Source organism: Sediminihabitans luteus (assembly GCF_002797595.1).
Taxonomy (GTDB): Bacteria; Actinomycetota; Actinomycetes; order Actinomycetales; family Cellulomonadaceae; genus Paraoerskovia; species Paraoerskovia lutea.
Genome location: NZ_PGFE01000003.1, coordinates 346,624 through 363,341, shown reverse-complemented (window position 1 = coordinate 363,341; position 16,718 = coordinate 346,624). Strand labels below are relative to the sequence as shown.

Sequence of the window (16,718 nt, the reverse complement as noted above, 5' to 3'; positions counted from 1 at the left end):
GTGACCCACGACGTCCGGTCCCCGGAGGCCGTCGAGCGCGCGACCGCGCGCCCGGCGGCCTCCGGGCCCGCCCGGCGGGGACGCAGCGCGAGCGTGCGCATGCGCCTCGAGATCCTGTTCTTCGTGGGGCCCGCGCTCCTGCTGTTCCTGTTCTTCGTGGTCTGGCCGATCGTCAAGGCCGTGCAGTTCTCGTTCTACCGCTGGAAGGGCTTCGGCCCGCTCGTCGACTTCGTCGGGCTCAAGAACTACGCGCTCGTGCTGCAGAACGAGGTCTTCACCGACGCGGTCGTGCACAACCTCGTGATCGTCGTGATGTCGATCGTGCTCCAGCTCCCGCTCGGCCTCGCGATCGCGCTGCTGCTCAACCGCAAGATGTGGGGCCAGGGCCTCCTGCGGACCATCATCTTCGTGCCGTACGTGCTCGCCGAGGTCATCGCGGGCGTCGTGTGGTTCCAGCTGCTCCAGCCGCAGTACGGCGTGGTCGACACGATGCTCGCGTCGATCGGCCTCGAGGGGCCCGCGCAGGGCTGGCTCGGCACCCCCGAGTACGCGCTCGGCACCGTGATCGTCGTCCTGACCTGGAAGTACCTCGGGCTCGCGGTGATCCTCTTCCTCGCCGGCCTCCAGGGCGTGCCCGACGAGCTCCACGAGGCCGCGCAGATCGACGGCGCCTCGTGGTGGCAGGTCCAGCGCCGCATCACGATCCCGCTGCTCGGGCCGACGATCCGCACCTGGATGTTCCTGTCGATGATCGGCTCGCTCCAGCTCTTCGACATGGTCTGGATCCTCACCAAGGGCGGTCCGGCCAACGCGACCACGACCATGGCGACGTTCCTCATCACCGAGGGCACCAAGCGCCACAACTACGGGACCGCGGCCGCGGCGTCCGTGATCCTGTTCGTCATCGCCCTCGTGCTCGCGCTGACGTACCAGCGGTTCGTGCTGCGTCGTGACGTCGCCGAACCGACCGCACGGAAGAAGGCCACGCGATGAGCACCATGACGCACAGCCCCGCCCCGGTCGCGGGCCACGAGGAGCGGACGACGCCCCCGACCCGCCGCACCCGGCGGTACCCGGGCGGGTCGCCCCTCGTGTACGCGATCGCGCTCGTCGTCGTCGCGCTGACCCTCGGGCCCGTGCTCTACGGCGTGCTCGGCGGGTTCCGCACCAACGCCCAGCTCGCCGACGACCCGGCCGGCCTGCCCGACCCGTGGGTGCTGACCAACTACACGGGCGTGCTGAGCAACCCGAGCTTCTGGCAGTACACGCTCAACTCGACCGTGATCGCGCTGATCACCACGACCGTCGTCGTCGTGTTCGGCATGATGGCCGCCTACCCGCTCGCGCGGTACCGGTTCCGCGGGCGCGAGCAGCTGTTCCTCGTGTTCGTCATGGGGCTGCTGTTCCCCGCGACGGTCGCGATCATCCCGCTGTTCATCCTCGTCTCGCAGGACCTCGACCTGGGCAACACCTGGTGGGGCGTCGCGCTCCCGCAGGCCGCGTTCGCGCTGCCCATGACCGTGGTGATCCTGCGGCCGTTCCTCATGGCGCTGCCGACGGAGATCGAGGAGGCCGCGCTGCTCGACGGCGCGACCCGCATCGGGTTCTTCTGGCGCATCCTCGTGCCGTTGTCCGGCCCCGGGATGGTCACCGTCGGCGTGCTCGCGTTCGTCGGCTCGTGGAACGCGTACCTGCTGCCCCTGCTGCTGCTCCAGGGCGACATGAAGACGCTCCCGCTGGGAGTCGCCGACTTCTCGTCCGAGCACTCCGCCGACACCGCCGGGGTCTTCGCGTTCACGACGCTCGCGATGATCCCCGCCCTCGTCTTCTTCCTGGCGATGCAGAAGCGCATCGTCAACGGCCTCCAGGGAGCCGTGAAGGGATGACCCACCGTGCACCACGAAGGAGGGATCCCGTGACGGATCTGATCAACGCCCTGCCGACAGACCTCGTGCCCTGGGCCTCGGCGCGCGTGCGCGAGCTCGCCGCGTCCCTGACCCTCGAGGAGAAGCTCGCGCAGCTCGTGGGCTACTGGATCGACCAGGGCGGCGAGGTCGTCGCCCCGATGCAGGGCGAGATGACCGCGACCTCGGGCAGGCTCGAGGAGGTCACCGAGCACGGCATCGGCCACTTCACCCGGGTCTACGGGACGCGACCGGTCGAGCCCATCGAGCGCGCGGCCTGGCTGTGGGCCGAGCAGCGTCGGCTCGTGACCGGCACGCGGGCGGGCATCCCCGCGCTCGTGCACGAGGAGTGCCTCACGGGGCTCGCGGCGTGGAAGGCCGCGGCGTTCCCGACGCCGCTCGCCTGGGGCGCGTCGTTCGACCCCGCGCTCGTGCGCGAGACCGGCGCACTGATCGGCGACTCGATGCGGCGGCTCGGCGTGCACCAGGGGCTCGCGCCCGTGCTCGACGTGGTGCGCGACCCCCGCTGGGGGCGCGTCGACGAGTGCATCGCGGAGGACCCGTACGTGGTCGGCACGATCGGTACGGCGTACGTCGAGGGCCTCCAGGGCGCGGGCGTGCACGCGACGCTCAAGCACTTCGTCGGCTACTCGGCCTCGCGCGCGGGCCGCAACCACGCGCCCGTCTCGGCGGGGCCCCGCGAGCTCGCGGACGTGCTGCTGCCGCCGTTCGAGATGGCGCTGCTCGACGGCGGCGCGCGCTCGGTCATGCACTCGTACGCGGACGTCGACGGCGTGCCCATGGCCGCGAACGCGGACTACCTCACCGACCTGCTGCGCGGGCGCTGGGGCTTCGAGGGCACGGTCGTGGCCGACTACTTCGGGGTCGCGTTCCTGCACGTCATGCACGGCGTCGCGGCCGACCTCGGCGAGGCCGCGGCGCTCGCGCTCGCCGCGGGGGTCGACGTCGAGCTGCCCACGGGCGACGCGTACCTCGCGCCGCTCGCCGAGCGCGTGCGCGCGGGCCTCGTCGACGAGTCGCTCGTCGACCGGGCGGTGCTGCGCGCGCTCGCCCAGAAGGAGGAGCTCGGTCTGCTCGACGAGACGTTCGAGGGCGAGCCCCCGCACGACGTCGACCTCGACCCCGCCGGGCACCGTGACGTCGCGCGTCGGCTGGCCGAGGAGTCGCTCGTGCTGCTCGCGAACGACGGCGTGCTCCCGCTCGCCGGTCCGGGCCGCCCGACGCCCGCCCGGGTCGCGGTGATCGGCCCGAACGCGGACCGCGCCGAGGCGCTGCTCGGCTGCTACTCGTTCGCGAACCACGTGCTCGCGCACCACCCCGGCACGCCGCTGGGCGTCGAGATGCCCACGGTGCTCGAGGCGCTGCGGCGCGAGCTCCCGGACGCCGAGCTCACGCTCGCCGCCGGCTGCGAGGTCGAGGGCGACGACCGTTCCGGGTTCGCCGCGGCGGTCGCCGACGCGCGCGCCGCGGACGTCGCGGTGCTCGTGCTGGGCGACCAGGCCGGGCTGTTCGGCCGCGGCACCGTCGGCGAGGGCAACGACTCCGAGAGCCTCGAGCTGCCCGGCGTGCAGGCCGAGCTCGTCGAGGCCGTGCGCGCGACGGGCACGCCGACCGTGGTCGTGCTGCTCACGGGCCGCCCCTACGCCGTCGGTCCGCTGCTCGGGCAGGGCGCGGTGCTGCAGGCGTTCTTCCCCGGCGAGGAGGGCGGCACCGCGATCGCACGCGTGCTCTCGGGCGCCGTCAACCCCTCGGGTCGGCTGCCGGTCTCGCTGCCGCGCTCGGCGGGGGCGCAGCCCTACTCGTACCTGCACCCGCGGCTCGGCGGCCCGAGCGAGGTCACGAGCACCGACTCGACCCCCGCGCTGCCGTTCGGGCACGGGCTCGGGTACACGACGTTCGTGCGCGACGCGCTCGAGGTCGACGCGACCGTCGAGGCGGGCGGCACGCTGCACGCGAGCGTGCGCGTGACCAACACGGGCGACCGCGAGGGCACCGACGTGGTGCAGCTCTACGCGCGCGACGTCGTCGGGTCGGTCGTGCGGCCGGTCGCGCAGCTGCTCGGCTACGCGCGCGTGGCGCTCGGCCCGGGGGAGTCGGCGGTCGTCGACCTCGCGGTGCCCACGACGCGCCTCGCGTTCTCGGACGCGCGCATGGTGCGCGTGGTCGAGCCCGGCGACGTCGAGCTCTGGGTCGGCCCGGACTGCGCCACGCGCGAGACCGAGGCCGCGACCGTCGTCGTCGGCGAGACCTACGAGGTCACGCCCGCGGACGCCCGGCGGTGCGACGTCACCGTCCGCCCGGTCGAGGCACGGGCCGTGGCACAGTAGGGCGATGCGCGTGGACACCTGGCTGTGGGCGGTACGGCTCCGCAAGAGCCGTTCGATCTCGACGGCCGAGTGCCGTGCTGGCCACGTCAAGGTCAACGGCACGCGGGCCAAGCCGGCCACGCAGGTCAAGCCCGGCGACACGGTCACGTACCGCGACCCGGACCGCGAGCGCGTGATCGAGGTCGTCGGGCTCGTCGCCAAGCGCGTCGGCGCGCCCGAGGCGGTGCGGTGCTACCTCGACCACAGCCCGCCGCCGCCCACCCGGGTCGAGCGGGCCGCGGTCGGCATGCGCGACCGCGGGGCGGGCCGGCCGACCAAGCGCGAGCGCCGCGAGATCGACCGGCTGCGCGGGCGCGACTGACCGGTCGCCCTGCGGTTCGCGCGGGCTCGAACACGGGGGCTCGCTCGCGGGGGCTTGCTCACCGGGGCACAGTGGTCGCATGACCGACTTCGGACGTGCCCTGCTGCTTCGTCACGGCCAGACGGCGTGGAGCCGCGACGGCCGCCACACGGGCCGCACGGACCTCCCGCTCACGCCCGAGGGCGAGGAGCAGGCGCGGGCCGCGGGCCGGGTGCTCGCGGGGCGGGAGTTCGCGCGCTGCGTCGTGAGCCCGTTCGCGCGGGCGCGCAGCACGGCCGACCTCGCGGGCCTGACCGGGTACGACGTCGACCCGGACCTCGCGGAGTGGGACTACGGCCCCGTCGAGGGGCTCTCGACCGCGGAGGTGCGCGACGAGCTCGGGTACGACTGGGACATCTGGGCGCACGGCGTCGACGTGCCCGTCGCGCCGGGGCGTGCCGCGTCCCGGGCCGCGGACGCCGGGCCCGGCCCCGCCCCCGGCGTCCCGCAGGGGGAGACGGTCGAGGACGTCGGACGCCGCGCCCGCGCGGTCGTGTCACGGATCGAGCCGGTGCTGCGTGACGGCGGCGACGTGCTGCTCGTCGCGCACGGGCACCTGCTGCGTGTGCTCACCGCCGTGTGGCTCGAGCAGGCGCCCATCGACGGGTCGCGGTTCGCGCTCGCGACCGCGGCCGTGAGCACGCTGTCGTACGAGCGCGACCGGCACGTGCTCGCCGGGTGGAACATCCACGAGTCCTGACGCGGAACGGGCCGGAGGCCGACGCCGGGGGTCTCCCGTGCGCACCGTTCTCCGGCCCGTGCCGGTCGTGCTCGGCTCACCTGGTCAGCAGGCGCCGAGGTCCTTCCACACGCCCCAGGCGCTCGCCGTCGGGGTGTCGCCCTGCGTCCACCACTTGGCCTGCCACTCGTGGCCGGCGTGCGAGACCTTGGCCCCGCCGGTGTAGACGCCGGTCGAGGACCACGCGGCCGAGGTGCACGCACCCGGGTTGGACGTCGCGGTCGGCGTCGCGGTCACGGTGGCGGTCGGGTCCGGGTTGCCCGGGTCGGTCCCGCCCGAGCCGACGGTGATGTCGACGCAGTTGTAGAACGCGTTCACGGTGTTCGACACGTTCCACCGGGCCAGGATGGTGTGGTTGCCCTGGGGCAGGCCCGTGAGGGTGTGCGAGATGTTCGACGGCGGCTGGGCCCCGCCCTGGCTGAACGTCTTGAACGGCTGGCCGTCGACGAAGTACTCCCACGTGCTCGTGTTGTGCGCCGCGGTGAGCTTCCACTGGAACGTCACGGTCGACCCCGTCTTGGTCCGGGGCCACGGCTTGCTGTTGTCGTCGAGGATGTCGAACCCGCTGCCGCCGGAACACTTCATCGAGCCCTTGGGGGCCTCGACGCTCTGCGGCTCGTACTTGATGCCCCCGCAGTCGAACGACGTGCGCCCGGTGGCGCAGTTGTCCTGCCGGCTGGGGGGCGAGGTGATCCACCCGTGCGCGTCGGCGCTCGGGGCGAGGGCCACGGGAGCGGCGAGCGCCGCCCCGAGACCCAGGACGAGGGCGAGGAGACCTGCTCTCGCCCGAGACCCGCGCGTTCGCGCGGCGATGGTGCTCGTCATCTGTCACACATCCTTGTGTCGGGTGGCCTGGCGTCGTGCGGCCGGGCCACGGCCGGTGCGTCAGCGGGCGGTGCGCCCGGCGACGTACTTCGAGAGGAACGTTCTCGAACCTACGGCGGTGCCCGAGTTGTCACCATCGTGCGGTTCGCGTACGGGAGACCTCCTACGCGGTCGGACGTCGCGTGCGTGACCGGCGTCGTCGCAGGTCAGCGCGCGCCGCTCCGCACGACGGGCCGGTCCGGGGGTCGCGGGGCGTCGGGGGAGCGGGTGAAGAACTGCGGGAATCCCGTACGGATCCCGCCCCGCGTCGTCCGCCCTTGCGGGTCTCCCCGCCGCCCGGGGACGACGACGGCCCCGCCGCTGGTGCGACGGGGCCGACGTTCGGGGTGGGGGGACTCAGCAGGCGCCGAGGTCCGTCCACACGCCCCACTGGCTCGCGGCCGGGGCGTCGTTGGTGTTCCACCACTTGGCCTGCCACTGGTGGCCGGCGTGGCTCACCTTGTCGCCACCGACGTACACGCCGCTCGCGGCCCAGGCCGGGGCGGTGCAGGTGCCGGGGTTGGACGTCGCGGTCGCGGTCGGCGTGGCCGTCGCGGTCGCGGTCGGCTTCGGCGTGGCCGTCGCCGTGGCGGTCGGCGTGGCCGTCGCGGTGGCGGTCGGCGTGGCCGTCGCGGTGGCGGTCGCCGTCGGGGTCGGGGTCGGCGTGCCCGGGTCGGTGCCGCCCGCGGTCACGGTGATGTCGACGCAGTTGTAGAACGCCATGGGCGTGTCCGCGACGCTCCAGCGCGCAAGGATCGTGTGGTTGCCGGTCGGCAGGCCCTTGACGGTGTGGCTGATGTCCTTGGGCGGCTGCTGGCCCTTCTGGTCGTAGGTCGCGAACAGCTGACCGTCGACGAAGTACTCCCAGACGCTCGTCGCGTGGTTCGCGGTGAGCTTCCACTGGAAGGTGACGTCGCGGCCCGTGGGCGTGCGGGGCCACGGCTTGCTGTTGTCGTCGAGGATCGCGTAGGCGCTGCCGCCCGAGCACTGCATCGAGCCCTTGGGGGCCTCGACGCTCTGCGGCTCGTACTTGATCTCGCCGCAGTCGAACGAGGTGCGGCTCTGCGCGCAGTTGTCCTGGCGGCTCGGGGGCGACGTGATCCACCCGTGCGCGTCGGCGGACGGCGCGAGCGCGACGGGGGCCACGATGGCGCCGCCGACGGCGAGCGCGAGCGCGATCGCCGCAGTGCGGGCGCGGGTCGCGAACGACCGGTTGGTGGTCGTGCTGGTCATGAGGGCTCTCTCTCTGTGTCCGTGGCCCACGGACGCCTCCCCCTGACGGGTCACGGCCCCCGCACGGCCACGCTCGGTAGAACGTCGCGACGGTACCGGCGCGCCCGGCTCGTCCTCAATGGTGCCTATCGCGTACGGAATTCCACGTATGCCCAGGTTGAGAGGTCGATTCGGCACGACACGCCGCAAGGTATGCCGCGACGTCCGCGTGGCGGCGACGGCGCAGGTCGCGGGGGTGTCGCAGGGGCGCGCGCGAGCGTGTGGAGAACCCGTAGGGGCGTCGGGCCTCAGGCGCCCCGGCGCATCGCGAGCGAGGGCTCGGCGAGCGGCGCGGCCGCGGGGTGCAGGTCGATGCGGGCGGACGCCGCAGCCGGGGACGAGTCGTCCGCCGGCACCGGGTCGGTCGTGAGCGGGACGACGTCCGCGTCGTCCGCGCGGGCGGTGACCGCGTGCCACCGGCCGCGCAGCGCGACGACCCGCGCCGACCGCTCCTCGTGCCGCAGGACGCGGTCGAGCCGGACCGCGAGGACGACCGCGGCGGCGGCGAGCAGGACCAGGGCGGCGAGGGCGAGCCACGGCTGCCACAGCGCGGCGAGGGTTCCCACGAGCGCGCCGCCGAGGACGGCGACGAGCGATGCGGTCACGATGGTCCGGGTCACGGGAACCCCCTCGAAGGTCTGGATCTCCCTGCTGTCCATGAGAACGCGAACCCCGGGACCGTGCCATCGCAGGCGGGTGAAGTGCACCGGATCGTTACACTCGTGGCCGGGGACGCGGCCCGTGCCGCGTGCGTCGCCACCCGCGAACCGAGGCATCCCTCGCATCCCTCGCACCCCAGAGCCCGACCGAACGGATCCCCCTGTGCCCACCCCCGTGCCCTCCGGGCCCACGGCCCCCATCGTCCCCGAGGCCGACGCCACGAGCTCGGTCCGCGCCGCGCTGCGCTCGCCGCGACGCCTGCGCACCGAGGTGCTCGCGGGCCTCGTGGTCGCGCTCGCGCTGATCCCCGAGGCGATCAGCTTCTCGATCATCGCGGGTGTCGACCCGCGCGTCGGGCTGTTCGCGTCGTTCACGATGGCGGTCTCGATCGCGTTCCTCGGCGGCAGGCCCGCGATGATCTCGGCCGCGACCGGTGCGATCGCGCTCGTCGTCGCGCCGGTCATGAAGGAGCACGGGTACGACTACCTGATCGCGACGGTGCTGCTGGGCGGGGTCATCCAGATCGTGCTCGCGCTCCTCGGCGTCACCAAGCTCATGCGGTTCGTCCCGCGCTCGGTCATGGTCGGGTTCGTCAACGCGCTCGCGATCCTCATCTTCACCGCGCAGCTCCCGCAGCTGCTCGGCGTGCCGTGGCTCGTGTACCCGATGGTCGCGGTCGCGCTCGCGATCATCGTCTACCTGCCGCGGCTCACGACCGTCGTGCCCGCGCCGCTCGTCGCGATCGTGCTCGTCACGGTCGCGGTCGTGGCGACCGGGATGAGCGTGCCTACCGTCGGCGACGAGGGCAGCCTGCCCGACTCGCTGCCCTCGCTGCTGCTGCCCGACGTGCCGCTCACGCTCGAGACGCTCACGATCATCGGCCCGTACGCGGTCGGCATGGCGCTCGTCGGGCTCATGGAGTCGCTCATGACGGCCAAGCTCGTCGACGACGTCACGGACACGCACTCGAACAAGACGCGCGAGGCGTGGGGCCAGGGTGCGGCGAACATCATCACCGGGTTCTTCGGCGGCATGGGCGGCTGCGCGATGATCGGCCAGACGATGATCAACACCAAGGTCTCGGGCGCGCGCACCCGGATCTCGACGTTCCTCGCGGGCGTGTTCCTGCTGATCCTCGTGGTCGGGCTGGGTGACGTGGTCGCGGTGATCCCGATGGCCGCGCTCGTCGCGGTCATGATCATGGTCTCGGTCGGCACGTTCGACTGGCACTCGGTGCGGCCGTCGACGCTGCGGCGCATGCCGCGGTCCGAGACCGCGGTCATGGTCGTCACGGTCGTCGTCACCGTCGCGACCAGCAACCTCGCGATCGGGGTGGTCGTCGGGGTGCTCGTCGCCTCGGTGCTGTTCGTGCAGCGCGTCGCGCACTTCACGTCGGTGCGTCGGGTCGACGACCCGCAGGGCCGCCGCGTGTACACGGTCACGGGCGAGCTGTTCTTCGCCTCGTCCAACGACCTCGTCTACCAGTTCGACTACGCGGGCGACCCGGACGAGGTCGTGATCGACATGAGCGAGGCGCACGTGTGGGACGCCTCGACGGTCGCGACCCTCGACGCGATCACGCACAAGTACGCGAGCAAGGGCAAGACCGTGACGATCCGGGGGCTGAACCCCGACTCGGCGGCGCGGCACGAGCGGCTCGCGGGGAACCTGGGCGCCGGGCACTGACCGCCGACCCGGCCCTGGTTCAGGAGCGGCCGGTGCGCCCCGTGTAGGCGGACTCGCGCGCGGCCCGCAGACCCGTGACGAGCGCGCCCCGCAGGATCGACTCCTCGCCGAGCGTCGCGGCGGCGAGCGGCGTGCGCAGCGGCGTCAGCGCGGCGACGCGCTCCTCGAGCGCGGGCTGCAGCAGGTCGAGGTTCTGCCCGACGCCGCCGCCCACGAGGATGAGCTCGGGGTCGAGGAACGCGCTGATGGCGGCGACGACCGACGCGAGCTGGTGCGCCTCGGTGCGCACCGCGACGAGCGCGCGGCCGTCCCCGGCCCGGGCCGCGGCGAACACGTCGGCCGAGCTCACGTCGGCGGGCATCCCGGCCGCGACCGCGTACCGCGCGACCGAGTCGGCCGCGGCCCGCTCCTCGAGCAGGCCGCGCGCGGGGGCGACCGCGTCGTCGGGGTCGACGCCGATCGGCAGGTAGGCGATCTCGCCCGCCGCGCCGCTCGCGCCGTGGTAGATCTCGCCGTCGACGACGATCCCGAGGCCGATGCCCGATCCCACGTGCAGGTAGGCCAGGTGCGAGGCACCGACGCCGGCGCCCTGGACGTGCTCCGCGACGGCCGCGAGGTTGGCGTCGTTCTCGATCGTGATCGCGCTGCCGACGTGCTCGCGCAGGGCGTCCGCGAGGCCGGGCCGCTGCCACTCCGGCACGTTGTCCGCGTACTTGACCGCGCGCCGCGACTTCTCGAACACGCCCGGGGCGGCGATCGCGGTGTGCGTGGGCGGGCCGTCGATCCCGGCCTCCGCCAGGAGCGCGGACGACGCGCCCGCGATCGCGTCGACGAGGTCGGACGACGTCGTGGCCGGGTTCGCGACGTCGGCGCGCGCGAGCTGCGTGCCGGCGAGGTCGCACAGCGCGAGACGGATCCAGCGGCGTCCGACGTCGATGCCGAGGGCGCAGCCCGCGGCGGGGTCGGCCTCGTAGAGCTGTGCGGGGCGGCCGATGCCCGCCTCGGGGCGGCCGGCCTCGCGCACGAGGCCGTCGGCGACGAGGCCGGCGAGCGCCGCGAGGATCGTGGGCTGCGAGAGCCCGGCGAGGCGTGCGAGCTGGGGGCGGGTCGAGGCGCCGCGCGCGTAGAGCAGGTCGAGGATCACGCGTTGGTTCGTGGTGCGCATCATGGTCGGCCCGACCGCCGCCACGGGGGCGCGTGTCGCCGCAGGCAGGTTGATCGTCGTCGTGTCCCCCGTGTTCACGCCCGCAAGCATAGGGGGCGAAGGTTGACATTTCTCCTCGAGTTATTAAATACTCCTAACTATGACGTGGGATACAGGGGTCGGTGCTGTCGCGATCGACATCGGGGGCACCAAGGTCGACCTGGCCCTCGTCGACGCCTCCGGGGAGATGCTCGAACGCCGCCGCCTCGACACGCGCGCCGCGGACGGCCCCGAGCAGGCGGTCGAACGCATCGCCCGCGTCGTCCGTGAGCTGCGGGCCGCCGCCGCGGCGGTGGACCTCGAGGTCGGGGCGCACGCCGTCGTGAGCCCCGGCGTCGTGCAGGACGGCCGCGTGCTGCTCGTGCCGACCATGCCCGGATGGGACCGGGTGCCGCTCGGCGCCGTGCTCGGCGAGGCGCTCGACGTGCCCCCGATCGCGGTCTGGAACGACGTGCACGCCGCCGCGCTCGCCGAGGCGCGCTCGGGCAGCCTCGTCGGTGCCGACCCGGGCATCTACGTGAACCTCGGCACGGGCCTGTCGTCCGCGCTCGTCGTCGGCGGTGACGTGGTCCGCGGCGCGCACCGCGCCGCGGGCGAGATCGGCTACCTCGTCCCGGGGGACAGCGCCACGACGCCGCTCGGCACCGCGCCCCTCGAGGACGTCGTCGGCGGAGGACCCATGGCGCGCCGCATCTCCGCGCTCGTGGGCGTCGAGGCCGACGCCGCGACGATCTTCGCGAGCGACGACCCGGTCGTGGGCTCCCTCGTGCAGCACGCGGTCGCGGTGCTCGCGACCGCCGTCGCGAACCTCTCGACCTTCGCCGACCCCGCGGTCGTGGCGATCGGCGGCGGGATGGCGGCCGCCGTGCCCACGATCCTGCCCGTGGTCGACGCCGAGGTGCGCCGCCGGGTGCCGTTCCCGCCCGCCGTGCGCCTCGCCCACCACGTGCGCGACGCCTCGCTGCACGGCGCGGTCGCGCTCGCGCTCGACGAGCTCGCCCGCCACCGCCTCGCCGAGCCCGCACGGCAGGGCTGAGCCGGCCGTCGTCCGACCCCCCGACCACCCCGGTCATCGACCGGATCGACCGCACCCGCTGGAGGCCCCGTGTTCCTCGACGTCGTCGAGCGCCGCAACCCCGCGCTCGTCGCGGCCGCCGTGTCCCTGCACCAGCAGGGCGCGTTGCCGGCGAACACCTACGCGTACGACCTCGACGCGATCGGCGCCAACGCCGCCGGCATCGCCGCCGAGGCGCGGCGCCTCGGGCTCACGCCGTACGCGATGCTCAAGCAGCTCGGCCGCAACCCCGACGTCACGCGTACGGTGCGCGACGCGGGGATCGGGGCGAGCGTCGCGGTCGACATGGCGTGCGCCCGCGCGACGTTCCGGGCGGGCATGCCGCTCGGGCACGTGGGCCACCTCGTCCAGGTGCCGCGCGGCGAGGCCGACGAGGCCGCCGCGATGACCCCGCGCGAGTGGACGGTGTTCAGCGAGCACAAGGCCCGCGAGGCCGCCGCCGCCGCGGCCCGGCTCGGGCTCGAGCAGCGGCTCGTCGCGCGCGTCCACGCGGGCGGCGACGAGTTCTACGCGGGGCACGAGGGCGGGTTCGCGGCCGAGGACGTGCTCGAGGTCGCCGACCGCCTCGACGCGCTCGACGGCGCGCGGTTCGCCGGCCTCACGACCTTCCCCGCGCTGCTGTTCGACCGTGAGCGCAACGCGGTGCGTCGCACCCACAACCTGGCGACGCTCGAGAGGGCCGTCGCCCGGCTGCAGGGCGCGGGACGCGCCGATGTCGTCGTCAACGGACCCGGGACGACGTCGACCCGCACTCTCGCGGCGCTCGCCGAGGTCGGCGTGACGCACGTCGAGCCTGGGCACGCCCTGACCGGCAGCACTCCGTGGCACGCGACGACGACGGGCGACGACGACCTGCCCGAGGTCCCGGCAGCGGTGTACGTGAGCGAGGTCAGCCACCACCACGGCGGGCGCGCGTACTTCTTCGGAGGTGGGCTCTACGTCGACCCGGTCTTCCCCACGTACCAGGTGCAGGGCCTCGTCGGGAGCGACCCCGACGGGCTCGCCAGGCTCGACGCGACGCTCCCGCCGCGCGAGGCCATCGACTACTACGGCCAGCTCGACCAGGCACGCGGCACCGCGGCGTCGGGCGACACCGTCGTGCTGGGGTTCAGGTCGCAGGCGTTCGTGACCCGGGCCTTCACGGCCGGGATCACGGGAGTCGCGTCCGGGAACCCGCAGCTCGCGGGCGTCTGGACCGCCGAGGGAACCCCGGTGCTCGGCGGGTTCGTCGGACGGCGCCCGTGAGCATCGAGGCGGACGACGCGGCCTCGGTCGCCGGGACTGTGCAGACCGTGCTCGGCCCGGTGCCGGCGTCCGACCTCGGGCGGGTGCTGCACCACGAGCACCTGCTCTCGCTCACGCCCGGTGCCTGGCTCAGCGGAGGCGGGGACGACCCCGCGCTGATCGCCGAGGACCAGGTCGAGCGTGCCGTCGGGGCGCTGCGCGGGGCCCGCGCGGCCGGGGTCGGCACGGTGGTCGACCTCAGCCCCTACGGCGTGGTCGGGCGCGACGAGCGGGGCGAGAACGTCGTCCGGCTGCAGGAGATCTCACGGCGCGCGGGCGTGCACGTGGTCACGGGAACCGCCGTGTACCTCGAGTCGTTCAGCCCCGTGTGGACGGTCGAGGCGAGCCTCGACGACATGACGGCACGGTTCGTCCGCGACGCTGCTCGGGGCATCGCGGGCACTGGGGTCCGTGCCGGAGTGCTGGGGGAGCAGGCGACCGGTCTCGACGTGATCACCGCTCACGAGGAGAAGTGTCTTCGTGCCGCGGCCCGCGCCCACGCCGAGACCGGTCTTGCGCTCGTCACGCACACGACGCACGGCACGATGGCGCTCGAGCAGGTCGAGCTGCTGCGCTCCGAGGGGGTCGACCTGGCGCGCGTCGTGATCGGGCACATGGACACCCACCCCGACACGGACTACGTGCGGCGCGTGCTCGACACGGGCGTGCACGTCGCGTTCGACACGATCGGCAAGCAGCTGTGGGACTTCCGGGTCGAGCCGCTGCCGGCCGACCTGCCCGACGGGCCGATGCTCAAGGACGCCTACCACCGCTCCGACGTCACGCGCGCGGACCGGGTCGCGGCCCTCGTCGCCGAGGGGTACGGCGAGCGCGTGCTGCTCGCGCAGGACCTCACGGGCGAGGAGGTCTCGCTCAACCCCGGCACGCACGGCGTGTGGGGGTACGGGTACCTGACCGGGCCGTTCGCGGCGATGCTGCGCGAGCGCGGCGTCGGTGAGGATGCGTTCGAGACCATGCTCACGACGACCCCGGCGCGGCTCCTCGCGGTCTGAGGCCGCGAGCAGCGTCCTTGCACGGCAGACTCGGCCCGGCGGGCACGGCAGGGCGCGTTCGGCAGGACGTGTTTGGCAGGATGGCGTCGTGGACACGGACGACACCCCGCACACCCACGACCCCGCCCTGCAGACCGACGACGGCTACGTCGTCCGCCCTGCGACCGGTGACGACCTGCCCGGAGTCGCCGCGGTCTACGCGCACTACGTCGCCGAGAGCACCGCGACGTTCGAGGAGGTCGCGCCCGGCATCGAGTTCTGGCGCGAGCGGCACGCCTCGACGCTCGCGCAGGGCTGGCCGTTCCTCGTCGCCGTCGACGCCGACGACGTCGTGGTCGGGTACGCGTACGTCGGGTGGTGGCGGCCCCGCCCCGCCTACCGGTTCACGGTCGAGACGAGCATCTACGTCGCGGCCGACGTCGCTGGGCACGGCCTCGGACGCCGCCTGCTCGAGCCAGTCCTCGACAGCGCGGCCGCGGCCGGGGCGCGCGAGGCCGTCGCCGTGATCAGCTCCGGGGCGTCGCCGGCGTCGCGTCGCCTGCACGAGAGCCTCGGCTTCGAGGCGGTCGGCGTGCTCACGGGCGTCGGGGTCAAGCGCGGCGAGGTGCTCGACACCGCGATCCTGCAGAAGCACCTGCGGGCGCCGTAGCGCAGGGACTCAGGTGGTCGGGCCCGCCGTCGGGTCGCCCGTGGCCTGCTCGCCGGTCTCGTCGCGCAGCCGCGGCTCGGTGCGCAGCGCAGGGTGGAACCCCGACTTGTCGGCGTAGAACGCGCGGACCGCGTCCATGTCGGCCGCGACGTCGCCCGTGAGGTCGAGCGTCACGCCCAGTCCGGTCGTCATGGTCGTGCGGTCCACGAACCCGAGCGTCACGGGCAGCCCCGCCTCGCGCGCGACCCGGTAGAAGCCCGACTTCCAGTGCGAGCCCGCGCCCCGCGTCCCCTCCGGGGTCACCACGAGCGAGAACACCTCGCCCGAGCGCACGCGCTCGAGCACGTCCGCGACCACGCTCGACGGGTCGCGGCGGTCGACGGGGATCCCGCCGAGCGCGCGCATGATCGGCCCGCGCCACCCGGTGAACAGGGTGTGCTTGCCGAGCCAGCGGAACTTCAGGCCCGCCTCCCAGCCGATCGCGAGCATGAACCAGAAGTCCCAGTTCGACGTGTGCGGGGCGCCGATCAGCAGGCGCGGGCCCGTCACGGGCTCGGCCTCGTGGACGAGGGTCCACCGGCTGACCCGCCAGTAGGTGCGGGCGACGAGGCGTCGGATCACGGGGGTCTCCAGGGCTCGGGCCGTCCGGGGGACGGTCGGTCCGGCGACGCGCGTGACGCACGACGACGGCAGGGTCGGGCAACGATACCCGGGGTCGGCTCAGGACCGCGGCTCGACCGGTCCGTCGGTGCCCGCCACGAGGTCGCCGCAGCTCGTCTCCTGGGCGGTGGTGACCACGGGGTCGGACGACGCGGCGTCCGTCGCGACCGTGTCGCTCGCCCCGTTCGTGGCGTGGGTCGCGTCCGCCGAGAGGTCGATCATGGTCCGGGTCACGGCGTAGCCGTCCCCCTCGGACGTCGCGAGCAGGCCGGCGAGGTGCAGCGCGCCGTCCTGCTCGGTGCACCCCACGCCCGTCCCGTGGCCCGCGAAGCCGAGGTCGAACCGGTACTGGTCGCCCCGGTCGTCGACCGTCGGCGTGACCGCGCACGCGGCGAGCGAGAACAGCAGCGTCTCCCGCCCGACGTCGACGAGCACGATCGGGGCGCTCGACATGCCCGCGCTGCCGCCCGCGGTCGCGACCACGTTCACGACGGCGCTCGCGGGCACGGGGCTCGCGGTGCGGATCGGTGCCGAGAACGTCGCGCCGGACGCGGTCGTGACGCCGATGCGGCGGTCCGCACCCGGGGTGATCCACGCGGTGTCGGGCGCGCCGTCGCCGTCGACGTCGACCACGGGGGCTGCGCCCGCCCCCGCAGGAGTCCCGTCGCCGCCGGGCGCGCAGCCCGCGTCGGCGCCCGTCGCACCGGCGCCCGAGGTCTGGCTCGCCTCGGGTGCCGTGCTGGGCGAGGTGCTCGTGGTGGAGCTCGTCGAGCTCGGGGGCGGGGATGCGCTCGAGGGCGGGCTCGCGTCCGTGCCGCACGCAGCGGTCGCGACGAGCAGGAGCGCCGCGACGGCGACCACGGGTCGCGGTGTCCTGCGTGCGCGTCGCTGGTCCTGGCTCTGGCTCTCGTTCTGGATGCGGTGCCGGCGGCGGTCGGGTCGAGACATGTCCACCACGGT

Annotated in this window: 16 protein-coding genes; 10 read left to right on the top strand and 6 right to left on the bottom strand. The window is 74.0% G+C overall.

Features of this window, described 5'->3' with window-relative positions:
• The 5 genes from CLV28_RS11335 (at position 1) to CLV28_RS11315 (ending at position 5,352) form a co-directional block, all read left to right on the top strand.
• Positions 1–993, top strand: coding sequence for a carbohydrate ABC transporter permease (locus tag CLV28_RS11335; protein ID WP_203968043.1), 993 nt, complete (start codon positions 1–3; stop codon positions 991–993).
• Positions 990–1,886 (top strand): carbohydrate ABC transporter permease, encoded by an 897-nt coding sequence (locus tag CLV28_RS11330; RefSeq protein ID WP_100423412.1) that lies wholly within the window; start codon positions 990–992, stop codon positions 1,884–1,886. The genes CLV28_RS11335 and CLV28_RS11330 overlap by 4 nt, the downstream gene beginning before the upstream one ends.
• Positions 1,883–4,252 carry a beta-xylosidase/alpha-l-arabinosidase gene (locus CLV28_RS11325; RefSeq protein WP_100423411.1) on the top strand — a complete coding sequence of 790 codons (2,370 nt, stop codon included), beginning with the start codon at positions 1,883–1,885 and terminating at the stop codon, positions 4,250–4,252. Before CLV28_RS11330 ends, CLV28_RS11325 begins: the two co-directional genes overlap by 4 nt.
• Positions 4,253–4,256: 4 nt before the next feature.
• On the top strand, positions 4,257–4,613 hold the full coding sequence (locus CLV28_RS11320) for an RNA-binding S4 domain-containing protein (protein WP_100423410.1): 357 nt from the start codon (positions 4,257–4,259) through the stop codon (positions 4,611–4,613).
• A gap of 79 nt (positions 4,614–4,692) precedes the next feature.
• Positions 4,693–5,352 carry a histidine phosphatase family protein gene (locus CLV28_RS11315; RefSeq protein ID WP_100423409.1) on the top strand — a complete coding sequence of 220 codons (660 nt, stop codon included), beginning with the start codon at positions 4,693–4,695 and terminating at the stop codon, positions 5,350–5,352.
• 84 nt (positions 5,353–5,436) lie between these two features.
• On the opposite strand, the gene CLV28_RS16225 is transcribed toward CLV28_RS11315, so the two are convergent.
• The 3 genes from CLV28_RS16225 to CLV28_RS11300 form a co-directional block, all read right to left on the bottom strand.
• Positions 5,437–6,216: a lytic polysaccharide monooxygenase gene (locus tag CLV28_RS16225; protein WP_100423408.1), complete on the bottom strand. Its 780-nt coding sequence runs from the start codon at positions 6,214–6,216 to the stop codon at positions 5,437–5,439.
• Positions 6,217–6,612: 396 nt separating this feature from the next.
• A complete protein-coding gene (locus CLV28_RS11305; protein WP_100423407.1) occupies positions 6,613–7,488 on the bottom strand; it encodes a lytic polysaccharide monooxygenase in 876 nt (291 codons plus the stop codon).
• Positions 7,489–7,775: 287 nt separating this feature from the next.
• Positions 7,776–8,147 (bottom strand): hypothetical protein, encoded by a 372-nt coding sequence (locus CLV28_RS11300; protein WP_100423406.1) that lies wholly within the window; start codon positions 8,145–8,147, stop codon positions 7,776–7,778.
• A 202-nt stretch (positions 8,148–8,349) separates the two neighbouring features.
• Here CLV28_RS11300 and CLV28_RS11295 point away from each other — a divergent pair, with 202 nt between their 5' ends.
• Entirely contained in the window at positions 8,350–9,873 is a 1,524-nt protein-coding gene (locus CLV28_RS11295) for a SulP family inorganic anion transporter (RefSeq protein WP_100423405.1), read from the top strand.
• A gap of 19 nt (positions 9,874–9,892) precedes the next feature.
• Here the strand turns inward: CLV28_RS11295 and CLV28_RS11290 are convergent, their stop codons facing one another.
• On the bottom strand, positions 9,893–11,116 hold the full coding sequence (locus CLV28_RS11290) for an ROK family transcriptional regulator (protein ID WP_157802618.1): 1,224 nt from the start codon (positions 11,114–11,116) through the stop codon (positions 9,893–9,895).
• A gap of 61 nt (positions 11,117–11,177) precedes the next feature.
• Between CLV28_RS11290 and CLV28_RS11285 the strand changes: the two genes are divergently transcribed.
• The 4 genes from CLV28_RS11285 (at position 11,178) to CLV28_RS11270 (ending at position 15,098) form a co-directional block, all read left to right on the top strand.
• A complete protein-coding gene (locus CLV28_RS11285) occupies positions 11,178–12,113 on the top strand; it encodes an ROK family protein (protein ID WP_100423403.1) in 936 nt (311 codons plus the stop codon).
• Between the two features lie 69 nt (positions 12,114–12,182).
• Entirely contained in the window at positions 12,183–13,397 is a 1,215-nt protein-coding gene (locus CLV28_RS11280) for an alanine racemase (RefSeq protein WP_100423402.1), read from the top strand.
• Positions 13,394–14,449, top strand: coding sequence for a phosphotriesterase family protein (locus tag CLV28_RS11275; RefSeq protein ID WP_203968042.1), 1,056 nt, complete (start codon positions 13,394–13,396; stop codon positions 14,447–14,449). Before CLV28_RS11280 ends, CLV28_RS11275 begins: the two co-directional genes overlap by 4 nt.
• Positions 14,450–14,537: 88 nt before the next feature.
• Positions 14,538–15,098, top strand: a complete 561-nt coding sequence (locus CLV28_RS11270; RefSeq protein WP_203968040.1) for a GNAT family N-acetyltransferase — start codon at positions 14,538–14,540, stop codon at positions 15,096–15,098.
• Between the two features lie 9 nt (positions 15,099–15,107).
• On the opposite strand, the gene CLV28_RS11265 is transcribed toward CLV28_RS11270, so the two are convergent.
• Together CLV28_RS11265 and CLV28_RS15565 are read right to left on the bottom strand one after the other, a co-directional pair.
• Positions 15,108–15,719, bottom strand: coding sequence for a 1-acyl-sn-glycerol-3-phosphate acyltransferase (locus CLV28_RS11265; protein WP_100423400.1), 612 nt, complete (start codon positions 15,717–15,719; stop codon positions 15,108–15,110).
• 99 nt (positions 15,720–15,818) lie between these two features.
• The gene (locus tag CLV28_RS15565; protein WP_157802617.1) at positions 15,819–16,706 is read right to left on the bottom strand and encodes a hypothetical protein; all 888 of its coding nucleotides are present in this window, start codon (positions 16,704–16,706) and stop codon (positions 15,819–15,821) included.
• Positions 16,707–16,718: the final 12 nt, after the last annotated feature.

Coding starts and splice junctions, on each gene's coding strand:
- CLV28_RS11330 (WP_100423412.1), top strand. CDS start 990: ATGAGCACCATGACGCACAGCCCCGCCCCGGTCGCGGGCCACGAGGAG.
- CLV28_RS11325 (WP_100423411.1), top strand. CDS start 1,883: ATGACCCACCGTGCACCACGAAGGAGGGATCCCGTGACGGATCTGATC.
- CLV28_RS11320 (WP_100423410.1), top strand. CDS start 4,257: ATGCGCGTGGACACCTGGCTGTGGGCGGTACGGCTCCGCAAGAGCCGT.
- CLV28_RS11315 (WP_100423409.1), top strand. CDS start 4,693: ATGACCGACTTCGGACGTGCCCTGCTGCTTCGTCACGGCCAGACGGCG.
- CLV28_RS16225 (WP_100423408.1), bottom strand. CDS start 6,216: ATGACGAGCACCATCGCCGCGCGAACGCGCGGGTCTCGGGCGAGAGCA.
- CLV28_RS11305 (WP_100423407.1), bottom strand. CDS start 7,488: ATGACCAGCACGACCACCAACCGGTCGTTCGCGACCCGCGCCCGCACT.
- CLV28_RS11285 (WP_100423403.1), top strand. CDS start 11,178: ATGACGTGGGATACAGGGGTCGGTGCTGTCGCGATCGACATCGGGGGC.
- CLV28_RS15565 (WP_157802617.1), bottom strand. CDS start 16,706: ATGTCTCGACCCGACCGCCGCCGGCACCGCATCCAGAACGAGAGCCAG.